Origin of the sequence: Mesorhizobium sp. M0293 (genome assembly GCF_040321735.1) — a bacterium.
Lineage (GTDB): Bacteria > Pseudomonadota > Alphaproteobacteria > Rhizobiales > Rhizobiaceae > Mesorhizobium.
Genome location: NZ_JAMYSA010000010.1, coordinates 53,949 through 75,630, shown reverse-complemented (window position 1 = coordinate 75,630; position 21,682 = coordinate 53,949). Strand labels below are relative to the sequence as shown.

The following is a 21,682-nucleotide window of genomic DNA, read 5'->3' as shown; positions in this document are numbered from 1 at the left end:
GCTTCAGATCGCTGCGTTCAAGGCCGCGTAGTAGCCGGCATAGTCGGGCCGCTTCTTGAGCACGGTCTCCAGATATTCCTCCAGCACCAGCTTGTCCTGCACCGGATCCTTTATGATCGCGCCGACGAGACTGGCAGCCAGGCCTTCGGCACCGAGCTTGCCGCTGTCGAACCAGGCCGCCTGGCTGAGGCCGCCGACCATGGTGGCGATCGCTTCGGCCGTGGACAACGAGCCGGACGGGGTCTTCAACGTCACCTTGCCATCAGCTGTCGCACCGGAGCGCAACTCGCGAAAGATGGTCAGCACGCGAGCGATCTCCTCGCCGACATTCTTCGGCACCGGCAGGTCGAGACCGCCGGCCATCTCGCCGACGCGCTTGGAGACGATCGCCACCTCCTCCGCCATGTCTTCGGGCAAGGGCAGCACGACGACGTTGAAGCGGCGTTTCAGCGCCGAGGACAATTCGTTGACGCCCTTGTCGCGGTTGTTGGCGGTGGCGATGATGTTGAAACCGCGCTGGGCATAGATCGACGTGTTGAGTTCAGGGATCGGCATCATCTTTTCGGACAGCACGGTGATCAGCGTGTCCTGCACGTCCGAGCCCATGCGCGTCAGCTCTTCGAGACGGCAGAGCTTGCCATCCCGCATGGCGCGGTAGAGCGGCGTCGGCACCAGCGCGTCCTGGCTGGGGCCCTTGGCCAGAAGCTGCGCGTAGTTCCAGCCATAGCGGATCTGGTTCTCGTCGGTGCCGGCCGTGCACTGCACGATCAGCGTCGAATCGCCCATGATGGCGGCGGCGAGATGTTCCGACACCCAGGATTTCGCCGTGCCCGGCACGCCGAGCAGCAACAGCGCGCGATCGGTGGCGAGCGTCGCCACGGCGGTCTCCATCAGCCGGCGGCGGCCGACGTATTTGGGCGTTATCGATGTCCCGTCGTCGGCTTTTCCGCCGAGCAGGTAAGTCAGGACCGCCTTTGGCGACAGGCTCCATCCGGCAGGTCGTTGCTGGTCGTCGTTGCGTGCGAGCGCCTGCAACTCGGCGGCATAGGCCTGCTCGACCGGAAGACGGATGGCTGCGTTCATTTGCTGTTCTCCGGATTGATCATGTGTCGGTTCAAGGCGCGGCCATCGAGGCGTTGAGGCGCAGAAGACCGAGCGAAGGCGCCGCCGGAGCCATACCGGCCGCGACAACATCCCCAATCAGTTTTTCCGCTGTCGCCGCCGTGGCGAGAAAGCCCAGCGTTTCCAGAAGCTGGTCGACGCCGCGCTTCACAGCGTCATCGTTTCCCGCGACAGCGGCGCGCAGCGCCGGCAGCGTCTTGCCGTTTGTCAGGTCGGCCCAGTCCAACCAGCTTGCTTCGATGCCCTCGGCCAGGCTGAGCGCGCCAAGATGTTGCGTGTCCTTCAGGATCAGCCTTATCAGGACACGCTGCCGCCGGCTGTCCAGGCGCGGCATCAAATGGAGGACGAAAAGCGCCGGCTTGCCGCCTTCGGCGACAAGGGTATCCGCCATGTGCGTCACCGCGGCTTCGCTGCCCGATGCAGCGACCATTCGAGCGACAAGGATATCGGCGTTGTTGTCGGCGCCGAATTGCCACGCCCCGATAAAATCGGATTCGGTGACGCCGAAGCGCGCGGCAAGATCGACCAGGTTACAGGTCTCGAACAGTTCGGCGCGACGTCTTTCCTGCGCCGGCGATTTGAGTTTTGCCGGCGTGTAGGTGGTGCGGCGGCGGATGAAGCCGGATTGGCCTTCCGCGATGAAGGCTGCGAGTTCGGTTCCCGGATCTTCCGGCCCACCAACGCCTGGAGAGTCGTGCTCCCCCAATCTTGCCAGCAACCGGCCAGCGAGGTCGCGCAGCTTGCCGGAACGATCAGCGGTGAGGCGCTTCAGGAACGGCACGTCATCGGACCCAAGGCCGAAGCGCAGCAGGTCGACGAGTGCAATCCTGATCTCCGCCGGCTCGCCGGATGCCTTGGTCTCGATCAGTTGCCGAGCCGAAGCCGGCGCGATGCGGCGCATATCGGCGAGGGCGGCGCGGCGTGCGGCGGGATAGAATTCATCCCAGTTTTCCGCCGTCAGATGCTCCGGGCTTGCAGGTTTTTCACCGTCCGCACCTGCCTGCCAGTCGACCCACGGCGCATAAACGTCGGGACTTTCCTGATACGACGCGGCGGGCATCCAATCCATTGGATGCAGCACGAAGCCGCGGCTGGCAACGAGCGCTGCCACGCGTGTCTTGTATCTTGCGTCGGCCGCATGCTTCAGCGCGGCTCGCAAAGACGGCCGCAGCTTCTCCGGCAGCATGGGCAAGGCAAGTTCAGGCAGCGGTGGGCGGCGTTTCAGTGTCTGCGGCGCGGCCGGCCGCAAGGCAATGTCGAGAGCTTGTGCGGCGATTGCCAACAGGCGACGCTCGCGTTCGTCGGGGCTTGCGCTGCCGGCAATCTCCTTCCATGCGGCCGGAGCCAGATCGAAGCCGGTGCCGCCGGTGATCCAGCAGTCGCGCATGGTCGCCAGGCTTGTCTGTTCGATCTCGTTCACGACAGATCAAGCCTCCCGAACCCGCTTTGCGCCGCCAGAAGGTCCAGCCGGCTGCCATTCCAAAGTGCGGCCGTTGCTTTGAGGTCCAGCCCAAGCAGCGTTGGATTGACCGTGTCGACGATCGGCAAGGCGATACCGTGCGACTCGCCGGCGGCTTGCCACCAGGAGGCGCCCCGGTCGTCCAGCAGAATCGCGCCGGGCGGCAGCATGACAGGACAGTCGGTGAGCCAGGGGGCTGTGTCCTGGTGAGCGGCATGGGCCGCGAGCGGATCCGCAGCGCCAACGGTAAAGTCGGGCCACTCACCGGACGAGACGTCGCCCTTGCGATCGGCCACCAGTGCCCGCAGCGGCTGACGTGCCGGATAGAAGACCAGACGGGCGTCGAACCGGTCGCCCGGTGTGAAGGCGTTCGACCGGCGACCGGCCGAGGCCGGAAAATAGTCGAGCAGGAGAGCAAATTGCGGGCGAGCGCTGTTCAGGTCAAGCAGCCAGGTCGAATGGCTGACGAGACCGTCACGGCGGGACTCGATCTTCTCGCCAAGCACCTCCCAGACGCTTTCAACCTGTGTCGCATCCGGATTGGCCAGAACCTGTTCGCGGCTTTCGGAGGTGGATACGAGCCGCCTCAGCTCAGGATCGTCCGGGATCGATCGCCAGGCCTTGGCCAGCAGCACAAGCTTGCCGAGTTCGCGAATCGCGGCGTCCGGGCGCTCCTCGCTGCGCAGCCCCATCAGCCGTGACGGAATCTCGTCGATGCGGCCGGCAAGCGCTGTCGCCTTCATGTCGACCAGCCGTGCGGCAATACGGCGGCAACGATCGCTGCTGTTGTCGACAAAGGCGGCAAGACCAAGCCGCAGCTGATCGGCGATCCATTGGTCCAGCTCATCCAGCGCTGCCGACACCGCGGATTGCGTATCCAGCGTCCGCTTGCGCTGCGCGGCCTCGCGGCGCTGGACCGCGGCTGCGTCCTCGATATCTGCGCTTTCGTCGTCGCGGGAGGCCTCGCCGATGCTCTTGCCTCCCGCACCGGATGCTGGCGCCGCCGGCTGCGGCGAGGCCTTCCTGCGGCGGCCGAGCCAATCATTCACCCATTCCGGGGTCGAGCCTGCGGCGACAAAGCTGGCAGGCGCGGCAGCGGCGATCCACATCAGCGCCAAAGTGTGCTTGCAGGGAAATTTTCGCGACGGGCAGCTGCATTTGTAGCCATGGTCGCCAGTGTCGACGACCACGCGGTAGGGATTGGAGCCGGAACCCTGGCATTCCCCCCAGATGAGAGCCAGCTGTTCGTTCTTTTCAAGCCGTGGCCAGTTCGATTGCTTGGTCAACTTGGAAGCGGCGCTCAACGACGCCTGGTCGGGCGCAAGCGCCTCGATGGTTTTCAAGTCGAATTCCAAGCCGCCTCCCCGTCGCTCGAACGAATTCCGGTTGCCAGTATAGATGGCCTGATGTGACGGATTCTTGTAGCAACAGAGGGATAGGGATAGAGATCGATCCACAAGACCGCAAGTGCTCAACGCGCGTTGCGCAAGAACTCTATCACCATCGCCGCCGTCCAGGTGAAGCGGCCGCCGCCGAGCGGGTCGCCGGTGAGCGGGTCGTAATATTCGGCAAAGCCGCTTTCCCGGATCAGATCCAGGCTGGATTGCGTGATGCGCTGTGCCGCGTCGTTGTGGCCGGCCGCGGCAAGGCCGTCTGATATCATGTAGTTGACCACCAGCCAGACCGGGCCGCGCCAGTAGCGCTTGGCGTCGAAACGTGGATCGCCGGGATCATGCGACGGCACGACATAGCGCGCCTTGGCGGCTAGGCGTTCGACGGTGGCGGCCAGCGCAGCGATGCGAGCCTCCGGTATCGCCGCGAAGGCCGGCAGGATGCCGCCGACGGAGGCGCTGTCGATCAGTCTGCCGGTGACGCGGTCGAGGCAGAGATACTGGCCGTGCGCATCGCTCCACAGCCGCTCCATCGCCACCAGGCCCTTTTCAGCGCGGGCACGATTGGCGCTGGCAATCCCGGTTTCGCCCAGCGCCTCCGCAAGATCGGCAAGATCGGTTGAGGCGCGGATCAGGATGGCGTTGAAGCCGGGATCGACGACCTGGAAGGGCGAGGCGTCATGCAGCCTGGCATTGTCCCAGCCAAGCCCGCGAAAAAGCTGCAGCAGCCAGATGTAGCGGTCATACTGCCCTTGTGTCGGACGGTGCGCAGGGTCGGCATGCAGGATGTCGCGGCGCGTGTAGGGCTCGACGCCTTCGGTCGGTACGCGCTCGAAGGCATCGTCCCAGTCGATGGAATTGTCGCGCCCGGACTCCCAGGGATGGATGATGGCGACCAGCCCCTCGCCTCTGGGGTCGCGGTTTTCGTAGAACCAGCGGTGCCAGGCGTCGATCTTCGGCAGCAGCGCGCGGGCCCGCTCCGCAGCCAGTTTCTTGTCCTTGGCCCGGTCGAACAGACGCCGTATGGCAAAGCCTGCAACGGCCGGCTGGGTGATGCCGGAGGTGGCCGTCGGGCGGCCGGTGCGCCAGACTTCCGGCCCGGGAAAATAGCCGTCGCTCCAGACGTGGAAGACGATGTGCGGCACCATGCCGTCCGGCCATTGATGCGCGAACAATGTCTCGATCTCGGTCCAGGCGCGGGCTTTGTCATAGTGGGCAAGACCGATCGCGGTGAGACAGGAATCCCAGTTCCACTGGAACGGATAAAGGCCCTTTGTCGGGATGGTGTAGGCGCCCTGGTCGTTTTCTCTCAGCACCTCGACGGCGCGGGCGATGATGTCGCTGGTGGCAGAAGCAGTCATGGAAGTTCAAAGCTTTCGGCATCAAAGGGCATTGGTGGTTTCGGGATCGAACCAGCGGATGCGGTCGGGTTTGGGCGCAAGGCGCAGATGATCACCGACCTGGACGCCGGCATTCGAGTCTAGGATGGCGCGGAACAGGCCGCCCTCGACATCGCAGGTGACCAGCGTATGCGGTCCGAGCGGCTCGATGACGCGGACAGTGGCGTGCAGACCCGCGTCGCCGGCGTCGACGTCTTCGGGACGGATGGCGAACTCTATTCTCTCCCTGTCCGATTTGGGGCCGGGCAGCGTCAGTCCGGCAACGGTCCAGCTGCCATTCGCGGCCTTGGTCGCCGGGATAAAATTCATCGGCGGATTGCCGATGAAGGAGCCGACGAAACGCGCGGCCGGATTGCGGTAGACCTCGACCGGCGACGCGGCCTGGACGATGCGGCCCTGATGCATGACGGCGATGCGGTCGGCGAGGCTCATCGCCTCGACCTGGTCGTGGGTGACATAGATGGTGGTGGTCTTCGAGGCGGCGAGCACACCCTTGAGCTCGGCACGCATCTCCAGCCGCAACAGCGCATCGAGGTTCGACAGCGGTTCGTCCATCAGGATGACGTCGGGCTCCATGGCGAGCGCCCGGGCGACGGCGACACGCTGGCGCTGGCCGCCGGACAGCTGGCCCGAATAGCGTTTCAGCAGTTGCTCGATGTGCATCAGCTCGGCGGTGCGGGTGACACGACGCTCGACATCGGCCTGCGGCAATTTCTTCATGCGCAGGCCGAAGGCGATGTTCTCGAACACGGTCAGATGCGGAAAAACGGCGTAGTTCTGGAACACCATGGCGATGCCGCGGTCGCGTGGCGGCAGATGATCGATGCGACGGCCGCCGATCCAGACCTCGCCCTGGCTTGGTGTTTCCAGCCCGGCGACGATGCGCAGCAGGGTGGTCTTGCCGCAGCCAGAGGCGCCGAGCAGCACCATGAATTCCTGGTCTGATATGGTGAGGTCGACCTGATGCAGGGCGGTGAAGCCGCCGAAGCGTTTTGCCACCCCCTTGATCGCGATTTCAGCCATGTGCGGTCTCCGTGCCCTGCGTCATCGGTTGGCGATCCCCCACATGGCAAACAGGTATTTTCGAACGGCGAAGATGAAGACCAGCGCCGGCACGACCAGTGCCGCACCGCCAGCGAATTTGAGATAGAGCGGCGATTCACCGAGGCTCTGCAGCAGGAAGGCGGTCAGCGTGCGGTTCTCGATGGTGAGCACGGCGGCGGCAAACACCTCGTTCCAGGAGATGGTGAAGGCAAATACCGCCGAGGCCGCGATGCCCGGCAGCGCCAGCGGAAGGATGACCTTGCGAAAGGCCTGCCATCGTGTGCAGCCGAGCGTCCAGGCTGCCTCCTCGAGTTCGACGGGAATGCCCGAGAAGAGCGAGAAAGTGACCAGCACGGCGAAGGGCAGCGCCAGCGTGGTGTGGACCAGCGCCAGCCCGATGGCGGTGTCGTCGAGGCCGGTGCGGATGAACATGACCGCCAGCGGCAATGCCAGCAGCGGCAACGGGAAGGCGCGCGTCATCAGCACCAGGAAGCGGAAGGTTTCCTTGCCGAGAAAGTCGAAGCGCGACAGCGCGTAGCCGGCCGGAGCGCCGAAGCCGATGGACAGGATCATCGTCAGGGTGGCGACGAGGACCGAGTTCCATAGCGCCCTGGCGACACCGGCGAAATTGATGAAGAAGGACAGGCTGCCGGGATCAAAGGACGGAAAGAAACGCTTGGGGAAGGCCGTGACCTCATCCGGCGACGACAGCGCGTTGACGATCAACAGGTAGATCGGCAGCAGCACCCAGACGCAGAGCAGGATGGCAGTGGCTATCAGCAGCCAGTCGCCAGCCTTGCGCGCATCGGCGGTCGCCGTGGCCGGTACTTCGGCGATGGCGCTCATATCCGCGCCTCCTTTGGCACCCGCAGCACCCTGAGGAAAAACAGCGTGAAGGCGATCGAGATGGCGAGGATGAGCAGCGCCGAAGCGGCGGCAACATTGCGGTCCTGCAGCGTGAATTGCCAATTGTAGGTCTCGCCCATCAGCACCGGCAGATTTGTACCACCAAGCGCTGCGACGACGGCAAAGACCTCGAAGGCGAGGATGACGCGCAGGATGATCGCCGTCTGCAGGCTGGGGCGCAGCAATGGCAGCGTGATGCGCACAAAGCGCTGCCATGGGTTGGCGCCAAACACCTCCGCTGCCTCGTAGTATTCCTTGGGGATCAGGCCCATGCCGGCGACGAGGATGACCATCATGATCGCCGTGGCCCGCCAGATCTCGGCCAGCGCCACGGCGATGAAGATGGTCAGCTTGCTCTGGTAGCCGAGGAACATGATCGGCCTGTCGACAACGCCCAGGCTGGAAAGCAGCGTGTTGAGGAAGCCCGACTGGTCGAAGATGGCGAGCCAGATCAGCCCGGCGGCGAGATCGGAAATGCCGAGCGGAATGGCGAAGACATAGAGCGCCGCGCTGCGTCCGGTCTCCAGCCGCGCCACCACGCTCGCCATCAGCAACGCCATGGCGAGCTGGATCGGCACGACGATGACCGCAAGCAGCAGCGTGTTGCGGACCGTGACCGGGAATTTCCAGCTGCCGGCCATGGTGCGGAAATTGTCGAGGGTGAAGGCACCGTCGCGGGTGACCGCCTCGAAGGCGACCAGCGCGAACGGGTAGAGGAAGAAGATGCAGAGGAACACAGTCGCCGGCATCAGCAGCAGATATGGCAGAGCCTTGCCGGGCATGGTGGTGTCCTTTGCGGTCAAGTGCTGCGGTCTGGGCGCCCCGCTTGGCACCAACGACCGGCGCCCCCACGGGGGGAGTTTGTAGACGGGGGCAGCGCCAGTGGATGGCTTGTCAGGTGCCCAGCATGGCGCCTTGGCCTGGTCGATCAGGCCCTTGAGCACCGTGGCCTCTTCGCCAAGCACGCCATGCACATCCTCACCGCCGAGCACGATGCGCTCGAAACTGTCGGTGTAGACCTGATTGAATTTGCCGCCGAGATCGCCGAGCCCCATCGGCAGCAGAGCCGGCAGCGCATCGGGCGCACCGGTCATGGTGGCGATCGCCGGGCCGAAGGCCTTGACCGAGGCCGGCATGTCGTCGGGCAGCTTGACGTCGACGACCGGGAAGAAATTGGTCGCCTTGAGCGTCGCGATCTGGGTCTCCGGCTTCAGCATGTACGCGACCAGTGCCTTGGCCTTGTCGATGTCGGGCGAGGTCTTCGGAATGGCGACGCCGGCCACGACAGGCATGAAGCCGCGACCAGCCGGGCCGGCCGGCGCCGGGAAGGCAACGAACTCATCCGGTTTCTTGTTGAAGGCATCGGCAAGCCGCGCGACATGGTCGAACGCCACCCAGACTTCACCTGAAAGCAACGGCTCCTGCATGAAGGCGTAGTTGGTCGAGTTCGGGTTGGTGTACTGCCAGAGTTCTTTGAACTTGTTCCATGCCGTCTCGGCTTCCGGCGAACGGAATTTGGTCACCATCGAGCCGGTGTACGACGGATAGAGGAAACCCTCGAAGAAGCGGTGCTTGAGCCCCTTGGGACCGGCGGGAAAGCCGAATTTCGGCAAGCCGGTTTTCTCAGCGATGTTCTTCGACCATTCGATTAGCTGGTCGTAGGTGATGGTGTTGAGATCGACGCCTGCCGGCAGATATTGCAGGGCCTGCTTGTTGGCCGCCATCAAATAAGTGGCCTGCATCCAAGGCAGGTATTTCTGCTCGCCGGTGCCGAGCATGCCAAGCTTCTTGTAGGCCTCGTTGAGCTTGACGCCGCCGACATCGACGGCGGACAGATCGACAAGGTTCGCGCCGACAGTCGAGAAATCGCCGTGCAGGCCACCCAGCAGGCCGATGGTGCCGGTGCCGGCCTGCAGTTCAGCCTGAAGGCGGGTGAGCCAGGGGCCATCCTCGGCGACCTGATAGTCGACCGGGCCGTCAAAACCTTTCAGCACCTCGCCGCGCATCTTCTGGGTTTCCTCGACCGGGCGCGCCTGTGTCGACCAGAACAAAACCTGCTGGGCCTGCACGGCCCCTGAGGCAAGCGACAATGCCAGCGCGGCACCTGCCAGTGTCTTCAAGGCTTTCATCATGGTCTTCCTCCCTGGATTAAGCGCCGTCATTGCGGCGTCAGCTTCTTGTCTGCGGCGCGGGTCCATGGCTTGCGCGCGCAACCAGCGTCGGCCGGATCAGCCGCGTCAGCGGTTCGGCAGGCTTCTCGGCGATCACGGTGAGCAGCATGTCGGCAATCTCGCGCGCGCATTGGCGGATCGAGGCATCGAACGTGGTCAGGCCCGGCGGCGCGTAGGCCGACGCGGCAATGTTGTCGAAACCGATGACGGAGAGGTCGCGCGGTACGCTGAGGCCCGCGCGGGCGGCCTCCTCCATCACGGTCAGCGCCAGTTCGTCGAACAGCCCGACGATGGCCGTCGGCCTGTCAGGCCCTTGCAGCATGCGGTTGACGGCCTGGATGCGGACTTCCTGATCGAAGCGCGGTGCCGTCACCACATCGAGCCGCACCGACGGGTCGCCCCGACGGGCGATGGCCGCGGCAAGGCCGTCTTGCCTGAGATGCCGGAAAGTCATCGGCTCGGAAATCGTCACCAGCCCGAAATGGCGGTGGCCGAGATCGTAGAGCATGTCGAAAGCCTCGCCGAAGGCATGGGCGCCGTCGGTATCAAGCCAGTTGTAGCCGAAGTCGCTATCGAGCAGCCGGCCATGGGCAACGAACGGAAAGCCACGCTCGCGCAGATAGGCGAGGCGCTCGTCGACCTCGGCGATACGCGTGACGACAACGCCATCGGCACGTCCGGATTCGACAACATGGCGCAGCACCGACAGTTCCGAATGGCCGAAGGCCGCAGTGGCCAGGATCAGGTCGGCGCCGTGCGACACCAGCCCTTCGCCGAGCCCGGTGACGAATTCGCCAAGGAAAGAATCGACAAGGTTCGGCCCGCGGATCGGGAGCACGAGGCCGACGAAACCACTGCGGCCGGAGACAAGCGTGCGCGCCGCGGTGTTGGGCACGTAGCCCGCCTGACGCGCCGCTTGCGCGACACGTTCACGCGTCTTCAGCGCGATCTGTTCATGGCCGGCAAGCGCCCGCGACACCGTCGTGATCGACAGGTCAAGGCCTGCGGCAAGCTCCTTGAGCGTGATGACGCGGGTCGTCATCATTCCTCCCTCGAACGAGTTTGAAACGTTTGTAATTGTCTTTCGCAAAATTGCAAACGTTTTAAATTTCTAGCTCGTGGATTGATCCGAGGCTAGCCTGCCTTCCACCCTGCGGCGCAGTTTCGGTCAAGTTGCAATCGAGATGAAGCTTGGCAGCGGTCACCATGCGGCGAGCCCAAGCCTCCGTGCGGTGCTACTATCGCTCCGCACTCCGAGCGGCGGATCCTACTGAAGCGTTCGCGCCGGCGGCTGGCCGGCATGGTCCCGGGCGATGCCGGCATAGCCATCCTCTGCTCCAGACGCACGGTCGAGGCCTGTCGCCACCACCGAGACCCTGAAGCGGCCTTCCATGCTCTTGTCGAAGATCGCGCCGACGATGATGTCGGCGTCCTCGTAAACCTCTTCGCGGATACGAGTGGCGGCCTCGTCGACCTCGAACAGGGTCATGTCCCTGCCGCCCGATATCGAGACCAGCACGCCCTTGGCGCCCTTCATCGACACTTCGTCGAGCAGGGGGTTGGCGATCGCGGCTTCTGCCGCCTTCATCGCCCGGCCCTCACCGGAGGCCTCGCCGGTGCCCATCATGGCGCGGCCCATGTCGCGCATCACCGATTTGACATCGGCGAAGTCGAGATTGATCAGGCCTTCCTTGACGATGAGATCGGTGATGCAGCTGACGCCGGCATAGAGCACCCGGTCGGCGATGACGAACGCATCGGCGAAGGTGGTCTTGGCATCGGCGATCCTGAACAGATTCTGATTCGGGATGACGATGACCGTGTCGGCGCTCTCGCGCAGCCGCTCGATGCCCTCTTCGGCCATCTGCATGCGGCGCCGGCCTTCGAAGGTGAACGGCTTGGTAACGACACCCACCGTCAGGATGCCGGCCTTGCGCGCCGCCTGGGCGATGATGGGAGCAGCACCGGTTCCGGTGCCGCCGCCCATTCCGGCGGTGACGAAGCACATATGCGTGCCGGCCAGATGATCCATGATCTCGTCGAGCGATTCCTCGGCTGCGGCCCGGCCGATCTCGGGAAGCGATCCGGCGCCCAATCCCTCGGTGACATGAGAGCCAAGCTGGATCAGCCGCGTTGCCTTCGACATGGTCAACGCCTGGGCGTCGGTGTTGGCGGCGATGAATTCCGTGCCCTGAAGCTGCTCCGCGATCATGTTGTTGACGGCATTGCCGCCGCCGCCGCCAATGCCGATGACGGTGATCTTGGGTCTCATCTCGGAGATTTCGGGCTTCTTGAACTCGGCCATGCCTGTTTCTCCTTCGCCAATTGCGCGCGCTTCACGACCCACCGTCGGACTGCCTTGGGAACATTGCAATCGAGCGGCATAACGCGAATCAGTCCGTTCGCATGGGTACCCCAAAAAGCCAGAGAGCGGCCAGAGGTGCAAGTGCGCGCAAGGTCAAGATTTGTGATGACGGTTTTGCACAGCGGAATCGTGGAGGCTTTCGAGAGCCGGCGCGATACGCCATACCGAATCCGATGCGGTTGCGATAGCCGCCGGAAGAACCGCGACCGTGTCTGGAAAAGTTTGCTGGCTGCAATGGCCGGCAGGGTGACGAGCTGGCTTGCCGCGTAACGATCGAAGCGTCCATCATGCGTCGATAAATCGCTGACTTGGCGTTCTCGCCGCGATCGGCCAGGCAGGATTATCCGCGGCTGTTGTCGTCAGGGTAGATTTCAGAACGAATGAAGTAGCGCCCCCGCCAATGGCCGACAAGACACAATTCGGGTTGACCGCCGTCGACACCGTTCCCCTGCATGAGAAAGTCTATCTGGAACTCGTGCGGGCGCTGATGTCGGGCCGGTTCGCGCCCGGCCAGAAGCTGACCTCACGCAAGCTCGCCAAGGAACTCGGCACCAGCGACATGCCGGTGCGCAGCGCCTTCATGCGACTTCAGGCGTTGCGGGCGCTCAGCCCGATGCCGAACGGCAGCGTCGAAGTGCCGGTCATTTCGGCCGAACGGTTTGCGCAGTTGACCGCCGTGCGCACGATCCTCGAAGGCTCGGCGACCGAGCTGGCGACGAAACGCATCAACGGCAACAATCTGCGGACGATCCGACGCCATTGCACCGACCTGACCTTGGCGGCCCGCAAGGGCGATATCGACGATTATCTGCGCAAGAACCACGACTTCAAATTCTCGATCTATCGCCATTGCGGCAACGAACAGATGATCTTCCTGATCGAGACCGTATGGATGCAGGTCGGCCCGTTTCTCAGGAACCTTGCCATGGGGTTCGAGGATGACCTCGCCTCCATTCTCGACATCGACTATCACGAGGAAGTCGTCGCGGCGATCGAGGCCCAGGATGGCGAGCGCGCTCGCACGGCCATCGTGCGTGATATCGATGAAGGCGCCGCACACATCCTGCAGCAGGCCAGGTTTCCGAAGGCTAGAGGTTAGAATGGATCACCCGAAAGGCGCCGCCCATCGTTCCTTTCAGCGGACTATCGCAAAACCTTCGCGATTGGCTGAAGCCTCCCCAACGTCGTCATCCCTGGGCGAAGCAGGAGCGAAGCTCCGTCGCGGAGACCCTGGGATCCATGCCGCGACCTTGGTCGAAGAATGCAACGGAGCAGAATTCTGCAACGCAGCAACGCTCGGACATCGCGGCATGGATCCTCGGGTCTGCGCCGCGTCGCTACGCTCCTTGCTCCGCCCGTGGATGACGAATTGACCGACGTTTCCGCCAATCGCCAAGGCATGCGGTTCGCCACCGTCAAGACTTTCTCGCCGAAGAAGCAGGCATCGGCCCAGGAGCTGGGGGGCCGACATCACAGCCTGGATGCCCTTGGCTTTCCGGCTTCTTGCCTCTATGTTGCGATCGCAGATCGCGCAAATGGTTTTGAAATGCCTCCCGACATCCCAGCTAGTGAATTGAAAAAATAAGGAAAAGCCCTTGGCGGCAGCCAGGTCTGTTTTCCAAAACTCACAAGCTATTTTTACCAGGGACAGTGCAGCCGATCAGGCTTGCGGGACCTTCAAAACCAGAGGTTATAAATTGAGCGATGCAATTGCGGACGTTTTGAACTGGCTTGAAAGCAGAACCGACATCCAGAGTCTGAGGGCGGCGGTGTGCGACCTCAACGGCATCATGCGTGGCAAGCGCATTCCGGTCGAGCAGGCAAGGAAGGCGCTGGAAGGCAAGCTGCGCATGCCTTATTCGCTGATCGGGCTCGACATCTGGGGCGAGGATATCGAAGGCAACACCCTGGTGTTCTCGACCGGCGATGCCGATGGACTGTGCCAATGGACGGGGCGCGGCATTCTGCCGGTGGCCTGGACGGCGCACCCGACTGCGCTCATCCCGCTTTGGCTTGCCGACGAAACCGGCGCGCCCTATCTCGGCGACCCGCGACGGGCGCTGGCCCGCATCCTCGATCGCTACAAGGCTTTGGGCCTAACCCCGGTCGCGGCAACGGAACTCGAATTCTACCTCGTCGATCCGCAATCGCAGCGGCCGGTTGGGCCTGTCTCACCGGTAACCGGGCGCCGTCTCGATTCCGACGCGGCGCTGTCGATCGACGAGATCGACGACTTCGAATCCTTCATCCATGACGTCTACGAGGCCTGTCGGACGCAAGGCATTCCCGTCGACACGGCCATCGCCGAGAACGGTGTCGGTCAGTTCGAGATCAATCTGAACCATGTCGCGGATGCCTTGCGGGCGGCCGACGATGCGGTGCTGTTCAAGCGCACGGTGAAGGGCATTGCCCGCAAGCACGGCTTTGCCGCCTGTTTCATGGCCAAGCCCTATGGCGACCGGGCCGGCAACGGCTTTCACGTCCATTTCAGCCTGGTCGACGGCGAAGGACGCAACGTCTTCGACGACGGCACCGATCAGGGCTCGGAGATCATGCGTCATGCGGTCGGCGGCCTGCTTGCGGCGATGGCCGAGAGCACGCTGGTGTTCGCACCGCACTTCAATTCGTACCGCAGGCTGCGCCCACGATCCTATGCGCCAACCGCCGTCGCCTGGGGTTACGAGAACCGCATGGTCGCGATCCGCATTCCCGGCGGACCGAGCGGTGCACGCCGCATCGAGCATCGCGTTTCGGGCGCGGACGCCAATCCCTATCTGGTGCTTGCGGCCATACTGGGCGCCGCACTGATAGGCATTGAAAGACAGTTGTCGCCTGGCGATCCGACGGGTAGCGATGGCCAAGGACTTCCGCCGGCAAAGCTGCCGCCGGACTGGGCGTCCGCGATCGCCGCCTTTGAAAGCGGAACGCATGTGGCGGAGATCTTTCCGGCGATCCTGCGCGACTCATTCGTTGCCTGCAAACGGCAGGAGTTGAACACGTTCGCGCTCAATGTCAGCGATTTCGAAATCGAGACCTATCTCGAAAGCGTTTAGGTCCAAGGGCTTGCACGACACGGTCGCCCTGGGCGATCATCTGGATTGTCAGAAAGTCTCGACCCAAGGCCGCAACTCGAGCTCCGAACTCCAGGCGCTACGATGCTGGCGATGGATCGCGAGATAGGCCTCGGCGACAGCGTCCGGCGACAAGCGGCGGTCCGGCCGGTCCGGGTCACCGGGCTGATCGGGCGGCTCGATCGCCCCGTCGATGATGAAGTGGGCGACGTGGATGTTCTTCGGGGCGAGTTCGCGGGCCATGGACTGCGCCAGGCCGCGCAGGCCGAACTTCGGCATGGCAAAGCCGGCCGAGCCGGAAAATCCCTTCACACTGGCGGTGGCGCCGGTGAACAGGATCGATCCGGATCCCCGGACCAGCAACCGGCGCGCCGCCTGCTGGCCGACCAGGAAGCCGCCATAGGCGCTGACCAGCAATGCCTGTTTGACCGCTTCGGCATCGAGTTCGGCGATCGGGCCGCGCGTGCGCGCGCTGGCATTAAACACCACAAGCGCCAGCGGGCCGGCCTTGTCGGCGGCATCGAACAGCTTGGCGACGGACGCAGCGTCGGCGACATCCGTGTCGACGGCAAGCGCACCGATCTCGTCGACCAGAGCGCTCAGCTTCTCAACGTTGCGGGCGGCCAGAACCACGCGAAAGCCTTCGCGGGTGAGAAGGCGCGCAAGCGAGGCGCTCAGACCAGCGCCGGCGCCTGCGATGACGGCCACATCGGATGTCATGATTTTTCTCTCCTTGCGGATTTCGGCGGAAGCGCCTGATTGGGCAGGGTCGCGCCTTCGCGGGTGACAGGCAAGAGATGGAATTGCTGCAGTCGTTGAGCCAGACGGCCGCGGGACCGGCGTTGCGCGGTCCAGTATCGCCTGTGGCGTTACGAAGACCGCTCGGCCTTCAGCACCGAAACCGCCGCTTCGCTGTTGTGGACATACTCGTTGGCGTCTGGTTGCCTCTGCACCAGCAGGATGAACAGCAAATCGGTCAGCGCCAGCTGCGCGTCGCGCGCGGTGATCGAGGACGAGCGCGCCCGCTCCTCGTCGGCGATGGTGTAGAGGCGGATGTCGGCGACGCGGCTGAGCGGATTGTCGTGCAGGCCGGTGACGGCGATCACCGTCGTGCCGCGCTTGTACGCAAGCTCGGCGATGCGCAAGGTTTCGATGCTGGCGCCGGAATAGGAGAGTGCGAACAGCACATCGCCGGGCCCGAGCGTCGAGACATTGGCCATCTGGATGTGGCTGTCGCTGTCATGCAGGACATTGCGGCCAAGCTTCATCAGCTTGTAGGAGAAATCGCGCGCCACGAGCGAGGAAGCGCCGACGCCGACCAGATGGATGCGGCGCGCGCCATCCAGCAATTCCAGCGTCCTGGAGATGATGCGCTCGCTGTTGGCGGCGACCGTGCGCTGCATCGACAGGAGCTTGCTGCCGATCAGCTTCTTCAAAATGACCTGGTAGCTGTCGCCGACCTCGATCGACCCGTGGATCATGCCCGCCGGCACCTGCCATTCCTGCGCCTTGGCTTCGCTGACCGCGAGCTTGAGTTCCTGATAGCTGGCATAGCCGAGCTTCTGGCTGAACTTGACGACGCTCGACTGGCTGCGTCCGATCTCGGCGGCAAGAGCCGCCGTCGACAGGCGCAGCATCTGGTTGGGATTGTCGACGATGTACTGGCCGATCTCACGATCGCCAGGAGCCATGCCGTCGAGCTTCGCATTGATCCTGTTCAGAACTGACACGGATTCCCTCGCGCTTTCGGGTGACGGCAAAAGGAATAAAATATTCCAATTCCGATTGACAGCCAAGAACGTAGAATTAATTCTCGACCGGATCGGGCCAACATCCGGGATTCGGAGCAGCATCTCCAGAGCGAGCGTGTGGCCGGCTTTCGTCGCACAAGGTTTCAGCCCATGGACAGATTGCGGATCGTCGGCGGACAAAGACTGGAAGGCGCGGTCACCATATCCGGCGCCAAGAACGCTGCTTTGCCGCAGATAGCAGCCGCGCTGCTCAGCCCCTACCCGCTCGAACTGACCAACCTGCCTGATGTGACCGATGTCGAAAACATGCTCGGCGTGGTGCGGCTTCATGGCGCCGAAGTAACGCGGTCAGCGCATGCAGCAATGATCGACACCAGTGCCGCCGTATCCAAGGAGACGTCCTACGACACGGTGCGAAAGATGCGGGCGACGGTGCTGGTGCTGGCCCCGCTGCTGGCCCGTTTCGGTCATGCCCGGGTTTCGCTGCCGGGCGGCTGCGCCATCGGCGCGCGGCCGGTCGACATGCATGTCGCCGCACTCGCCGCACTGGGCGCTGGGATTGCCATCGAGAACGGTTCGATCGTCGCATCGGCGCCGAACGGGCTGACCGGCACGCGCATCGTCTTGAGTTCGCCTTCGGTCGGAGCGACGGAAACCGCCATGATGGCGGCGACCACGGCCAAGGGCGAAACCGAAATCCTCAACGCAGCCCGCGAACCCGAAGTGGCTGATCTCGCCGCTTGCCTCAACGTCATGGGTGCCAGCATCGAGGGCGCCGGTACGCACCGCATCCTGATTGCCGGCGACACGAGTTGGCATGCCGCCAGGCACGACATCATCCCAGACCGAATCGAGGCCGGCACCTATGCGATTGCTGCAGCGATCACCGGCGGCCAGCTAGAGCTGACCCACGCCCGGCTCGAGCACATGGCCTCGGTGGTGCAACTGTTGGAAGCCACGGGCGTCAGCGTCTGGCCCGGCGACCGAGGGCTTATCGTCTCGCGCGATAGGCCACTCAAGGCTGTCGATCTCACCACCGAACCCTATCCGGGGTTTCCGACCGATCTCCAGGCGCAGTTCATGGCGCTGATGTGTTGCGCCGAGGGCGCATCGCTGCTGCGTGAAACCATCTTCGAGAACCGCTTCATGCATGTGCCCGAACTGATGCGGCTCGGCGCCAACATCAAGCAGCAAGGCACCACGGCGCTGGTGCGCGGCGGCGAGAAACTGCATGGCGCGCAGGTGATGGCCACCGACCTGCGCGCTTCGGTGTCGCTGGTGCTGGCGGCGCTTGTCTGCGAAGGCGAAACCATCATCAACCGGGTCTACCACCTCGACCGCGGCTATGAGCAACTGGACCATAAGCTGCGCCTGTGCGGCGCCGACATCGAGCGGCTGAGCGCATGAGCCCAGCGCGCTATTTTCTCGGCGTCGACGGCGGCGGCACCGGCTGTCGCGCCCGCATCGAGGACTCCGAAGGGACAGTGTTGGGACAAGGCCTGTCAGGACCAGCAACGACGCGGCTCGGCATCGATGCGGCCTGGGCCTCCATCGCGAAAGCGTTTGGCACGGCGATCGAGGAAGCAGGCTTCGAGGTAACGGAGATCGCCCGTATCCACGCAGGCATCGGCCTTGCCGGCATCGGCCGCAAAGGTGCGCTGGAGACGTTGCGGGCGATCGCGCATCCCTTCGCCAGCATCGATTTCGTCAGCGATGGCGTCGGCGCCTGCCTGGGCGCGCATTCGGGCCAGGACGGCGCCATCGTCATTGCCGGAACCGGCTCGATCGGCCTCGGCTTCGTCGACGGACGCGACCTGCGCGTCGGCGGCTACGGCTTTCCGATCTCCGACGAGGGCAGCGGCGCCGATCTCGGGCTGAAAGCCGTGCAGCTGGCCTTGCGCGCCCACGACGGTCGGCATGAGCGGACAGCACTTCTGGCGGAGGTGATGCAGCGTTTCGAGGGTGACCCGATGGAAGCCGTCGCCTGGATGGACCGTGCCAGCGCCACCGACTATGCGGCGCTCGCGCCGATGGTGATGCGCCATGCCGACCAGGGCGACTCCATCGGACGGCGCATCGTGCAAAGTGCGGCCGAGCAGATCGATACGCTGGTGCGGGTGCTGTTCGAAAAAGGCGCGCCGCGCGTGACCTTGCTGGGCGGCCTCGCCAGCCCCCTCGAACCCTGGCTCTCCCCCGACGTCCGGCGCCGCCTGAAGCCCGCTGACGGCGATGCCGTATCGGGCGCGATCATCCTTGCCAAAAGGTCCCTCGACGGACAGTAGCGCCCCTTGCCAGCGCAGGAATAAAATATTCCAAATTTCCGTTGACGACATGAATATCCAATTCTAAAAAGTTAACAGAGAAAACAGGGTAGCGACGACATATCCTTGGTGGTGTGTGCCGGTGCCGGTCGGCAAGCCTCGCGATTTTGGCTGTGCCACATGGTTTTGAAAGCATTGGGATGACCGAACAGAGGTTGATGTCCGAGCTGGACCGGCTGGTTTCCGAAGGCCGGAACCCTCGGACCATGGATATCGACCTGCTGCCCACCATCGACGTCCTGCGCAAGATCAACGACGAGGACAAGGCCGTCCCTGCGGCCGTCGAAAAGGTCCTGCTTGAAATCGCTGCCGCGGTGGACCGCATCGTGCTTGCCTTCCAGAAAGGCGCGCGGCTGATCTATATGGGTGCCGGCACCAGCGGCCGGCTTGGTGTTCTCGATGCATCGGAGTGTCCGCCCACGTTCGGCGTGCCCGAAGGCATGGTGGTTGGCCTGATCGCCGGCGGTCCCGACGCCCTGGTGCGGTCGACGGAAGGCGCCGAGGACGATCCGAAAATGGGCGCCAAGGCATTGCAGGACATCAAGCTCACCGCCGACGACGTGGTGGTCGGCATCGCGGTCAGCGGCCGTACGCCCTATGTCATCGGCGGGCTGAACTATGCCAGGCAGGTGGGCGCAACGACGGTTGCCCTGTCCTGCAATCCGGCCTCGACCATTGCCGGCATCGCCGACATCGCCATCTCGCCGGTCGTCGGCCCGGAAGTGCTCACCGGCTCGACCCGGCTGAAGTCTGGAACCGCGCAGAAGCTGGTGCTCAACATGCTGACCACCGCCTCGATGATCCGCATCGGCAAGAGCTACCAGAACCTTATGGTCGACCTTAACCCGTCCAACAAGAAGCTGGTCGCGAGGGCGATCAGGATCGTCATGCAGACGACCGGCTGTACGGCGCGACAGGCAAAACAGGCGCTCGGCCAGACCGGCAACGATGTGAAGCTGGCGATCCTGGTGACGATCACCGGCACGGGTGTCGAGGAGGCGCGCGCGACTCTCGGCAAGGCCGGCGGTTTCCTGCGAAAGGCAATCAGCGACATGACGGCATGAGCCGCATAGACTGGGCCGATGGTCCAAAGCATGTGTGTCTTGGAAGCGGTCGGCAGAAACTGCAAGGCATCGAGTCAAACCACAAAGGGAGACGAAAATGGCAAGGCATCTCACAAGAACACTGCTTTCAGGTATCACGCTGGCCGCGATGCTCGGCATTGCGACGATTTCGAGCCACGCGGCAACGCTGCACATGGCCTGGTCGCAAGACGCAACCGGGCTTGACCCGCACAAGCAGACGGCCTTTTCATCGCTGCGGCTCTTGGAGCTGATCTATGAGCCGCTGGTGCGGGTCGATGCCAGCCTGCGGATTATCCCCGCCGTCGCCACCTCCTGGGAATTCTCCAAGGACGGCAAGGAGCTGACCTTCAAGCTCGACCCCAAGGCGAAATTCCAGGACGGCAGTGCCGTGACCTCGGCCGACGTCAAGGCATCGTTCGAGCGTATCCTCGACGAGAAGACCGGTGCCGCGGCCCGCGCCAACTTCCTGTCGATCGCCAGCATCGACACGCCCGATCCCGCCACCGTCGTGTTTCATCTGTCGCAGCCTGATGCGCCGATCCTGACGGCGATGAGCGACGTCAACGCGGCCATCGTTCCGGCCAGCGAGATCAAGGCCGACTCGATCGGTACCAAGGCTTTAGGCTCCGGACCCTTCAAGCTCGACAAATGGGATCCCAATGCCAAGGAAGTCCTGAGCGCCAACAAGGATTGGGCCGGCGGTGCGACCGGCGTCGACGGCATCGAGATCAGCGTGCTGCCGGACGAGGCTGCGATCCTGGCCGCCATGCGCACCAAGCAGATCGATTTCGCGCTGCTCAACGACCCGCTCGTCGCCACGCTGGTGCCCAGGGAACCCAGCCTGCAGCTGAACCGCGTGCCGGTGCTGGCCTATCACGTGCTGCAGCTCAATCCGTCACGCAAGCCGATGACCGAGCTCAAGGTACGCCAGGCCATCTCTTGCGCCATCGACCGGCAGGAGGTGCTGGACACCGCATCGCTCGGCGAAGGCAAGGTGACCGGACCGCTGACCATTCCTGCTCTGGCGACCGACCCGAGCCAATTGTTCTGCTACAAGCGCGACGTCGAAAAAGCCAAGAAGCTGATGCAAGAGGCAGGCTATGCCGACGGCTTTTCGGCGACGGTGATCGGCGCCACCGGCGAACCGCCGACGGCAGCGGCGGAGGCGCAGGTCATTCAATCGCAACTCGCCGAAATCGGCGTCAAGCTCGACATCAAGATGATGGAACTCAACGTCTATGTCGACGCCTGGCTGAAGGGCGATTTCGACATGGCGATCGCGCTCAACGGCGGCCGCGCCGACCCCTACACCATGTACAACCGCTACTGGACCAAGGCGGGCAATCTGCAGAAGGTGGCGAACTACATCGACGATACGCTGGACAGCCAGATGCAGCAGGGCCGCGCCGAGACCGACCCGGCGGCGCGCAAGGCGATCTTCGCCGCGTTCGAGAAGCACCTCGCGGAAATGTCGCCGTGGATCTGGCTCTACACCTCGTACAGCTATACGGCCCAGCAGAAGAACATCGCCGGGTTCGTGCCGACGCCGACCGGTACGCTGTTCAGCCTGAGCAAGGTTACCATTCAGCAGTAGCC

18 protein-coding genes and 1 pseudogene are annotated in these 21,682 nt (G+C 63.8%); 7 read left to right on the top strand and 12 right to left on the bottom strand.

The features are described from left to right. Nucleotides 1-3 precede the first annotated feature (3 nt). The 10 genes and pseudogenes from NKJ06_RS06640 to ftsZ form a co-directional block, all read right to left on the bottom strand. The gene (locus tag NKJ06_RS06640; RefSeq protein ID WP_352631481.1) at nucleotides 4-1,083 is read right to left on the bottom strand and encodes an ATP-binding protein; all 1,080 of its coding nucleotides are present in this window, start codon (nucleotides 1,081-1,083) and stop codon (nucleotides 4-6) included. Nucleotides 1,084-1,114: 31 nt separating this feature from the next. Further along, nucleotides 1,115-2,542, bottom strand: a complete 1,428-nt coding sequence (locus NKJ06_RS06635) for a DUF5691 domain-containing protein (RefSeq protein WP_352631479.1) — start codon at nucleotides 2,540-2,542, stop codon at nucleotides 1,115-1,117. Further along, nucleotides 2,539-3,936 (bottom strand): SWIM zinc finger family protein, encoded by a 1,398-nt coding sequence (locus NKJ06_RS06630; RefSeq protein WP_352631477.1) that lies wholly within the window; start codon nucleotides 3,934-3,936, stop codon nucleotides 2,539-2,541. Before NKJ06_RS06630 ends, NKJ06_RS06635 begins: the two co-directional genes overlap by 4 nt. 116 nt (nucleotides 3,937-4,052) lie before the next feature. Next, nucleotides 4,053-5,333 (bottom strand): amylo-alpha-1,6-glucosidase, encoded by a 1,281-nt coding sequence (locus tag NKJ06_RS06625; RefSeq protein WP_352631475.1) that lies wholly within the window; start codon nucleotides 5,331-5,333, stop codon nucleotides 4,053-4,055. A gap of 21 nt (nucleotides 5,334-5,354) precedes the next feature. After that, nucleotides 5,355-6,395: an ABC transporter ATP-binding protein gene (locus NKJ06_RS06620; RefSeq protein WP_352631473.1), complete on the bottom strand. Its 1,041-nt coding sequence runs from the start codon at nucleotides 6,393-6,395 to the stop codon at nucleotides 5,355-5,357. A 21-nt stretch (nucleotides 6,396-6,416) separates the two neighbouring features. Next, complete coding sequence (locus NKJ06_RS06615; RefSeq protein ID WP_352631471.1) at nucleotides 6,417-7,262, bottom strand: carbohydrate ABC transporter permease; 846 nt, start codon at nucleotides 7,260-7,262, stop codon at nucleotides 6,417-6,419. Beyond that, nucleotides 7,259-8,104 carry a carbohydrate ABC transporter permease gene (locus NKJ06_RS06610; RefSeq protein WP_352631469.1) on the bottom strand — a complete coding sequence of 282 codons (846 nt, stop codon included), beginning with the start codon at nucleotides 8,102-8,104 and terminating at the stop codon, nucleotides 7,259-7,261. Before NKJ06_RS06610 ends, NKJ06_RS06615 begins: the two co-directional genes overlap by 4 nt. 381 nt (nucleotides 8,105-8,485) lie before the next feature. Continuing rightward, nucleotides 8,486-9,328, bottom strand: a pseudogene (locus NKJ06_RS06605) (ABC transporter substrate-binding protein); the annotation flags it as partial. A 163-nt stretch (nucleotides 9,329-9,491) separates the two neighbouring features. Next, on the bottom strand, nucleotides 9,492-10,538 hold the full coding sequence (locus NKJ06_RS06600) for a substrate-binding domain-containing protein (RefSeq protein ID WP_352631465.1): 1,047 nt from the start codon (nucleotides 10,536-10,538) through the stop codon (nucleotides 9,492-9,494). A 222-nt stretch (nucleotides 10,539-10,760) separates the two neighbouring features. Then, a complete protein-coding gene (gene ftsZ / locus NKJ06_RS06595) occupies nucleotides 10,761-11,798 on the bottom strand; it encodes a cell division protein FtsZ (RefSeq protein ID WP_352809413.1) in 1,038 nt (345 codons plus the stop codon). 460 nt (nucleotides 11,799-12,258) lie between these two features. On the opposite strand from ftsZ, the gene NKJ06_RS06590 reads away from it, so the two are divergent. From NKJ06_RS06590 to NKJ06_RS06580, 3 genes are all read left to right on the top strand, one after another. After that, nucleotides 12,259-12,957 (top strand): GntR family transcriptional regulator, encoded by a 699-nt coding sequence (locus tag NKJ06_RS06590; protein WP_352631461.1) that lies wholly within the window; start codon nucleotides 12,259-12,261, stop codon nucleotides 12,955-12,957. A 270-nt stretch (nucleotides 12,958-13,227) separates the two neighbouring features. Beyond that, entirely contained in the window at nucleotides 13,228-13,443 is a 216-nt protein-coding gene (locus NKJ06_RS06585; protein WP_352631459.1) for a hypothetical protein, read from the top strand. A gap of 112 nt (nucleotides 13,444-13,555) precedes the next feature. Continuing rightward, on the top strand, nucleotides 13,556-14,911 hold the full coding sequence (locus tag NKJ06_RS06580; RefSeq protein WP_352809410.1) for a glutamine synthetase family protein: 1,356 nt from the start codon (nucleotides 13,556-13,558) through the stop codon (nucleotides 14,909-14,911). Between the two features lie 48 nt (nucleotides 14,912-14,959). On the opposite strand, the gene NKJ06_RS06575 is transcribed toward NKJ06_RS06580, so the two are convergent. Then, on the bottom strand, nucleotides 14,960-15,649 hold the full coding sequence (locus NKJ06_RS06575) for an SDR family NAD(P)-dependent oxidoreductase (protein WP_352631455.1): 690 nt from the start codon (nucleotides 15,647-15,649) through the stop codon (nucleotides 14,960-14,962). A gap of 149 nt (nucleotides 15,650-15,798) precedes the next feature. Next, a complete protein-coding gene (locus NKJ06_RS06570; RefSeq protein WP_352631453.1) occupies nucleotides 15,799-16,659 on the bottom strand; it encodes a MurR/RpiR family transcriptional regulator in 861 nt (286 codons plus the stop codon). A gap of 171 nt (nucleotides 16,660-16,830) precedes the next feature. Here NKJ06_RS06570 and murA point away from each other — a divergent pair, with 171 nt between their 5' ends. From murA to NKJ06_RS06550, 4 genes are all read left to right on the top strand, one after another. Continuing rightward, on the top strand, nucleotides 16,831-18,087 hold the full coding sequence (gene murA, locus NKJ06_RS06565; RefSeq protein ID WP_352809408.1) for a UDP-N-acetylglucosamine 1-carboxyvinyltransferase: 1,257 nt from the start codon (nucleotides 16,831-16,833) through the stop codon (nucleotides 18,085-18,087). Next, nucleotides 18,084-18,962: a glucosamine kinase nucleotide-binding domain-containing protein gene (locus tag NKJ06_RS06560; RefSeq protein ID WP_352631449.1), complete on the top strand. Its 879-nt coding sequence runs from the start codon at nucleotides 18,084-18,086 to the stop codon at nucleotides 18,960-18,962. Before murA ends, NKJ06_RS06560 begins: the two co-directional genes overlap by 4 nt. A 179-nt stretch (nucleotides 18,963-19,141) precedes the next feature. Next, complete coding sequence (gene murQ / locus NKJ06_RS06555) at nucleotides 19,142-20,065, top strand: N-acetylmuramic acid 6-phosphate etherase (RefSeq protein ID WP_352809405.1); 924 nt, start codon at nucleotides 19,142-19,144, stop codon at nucleotides 20,063-20,065. A 97-nt stretch (nucleotides 20,066-20,162) separates the two neighbouring features. Beyond that, nucleotides 20,163-21,680, top strand: coding sequence for an ABC transporter substrate-binding protein (locus NKJ06_RS06550; protein ID WP_352631445.1), 1,518 nt, complete (start codon nucleotides 20,163-20,165; stop codon nucleotides 21,678-21,680). Nucleotides 21,681-21,682 lie beyond the last annotated feature (2 nt).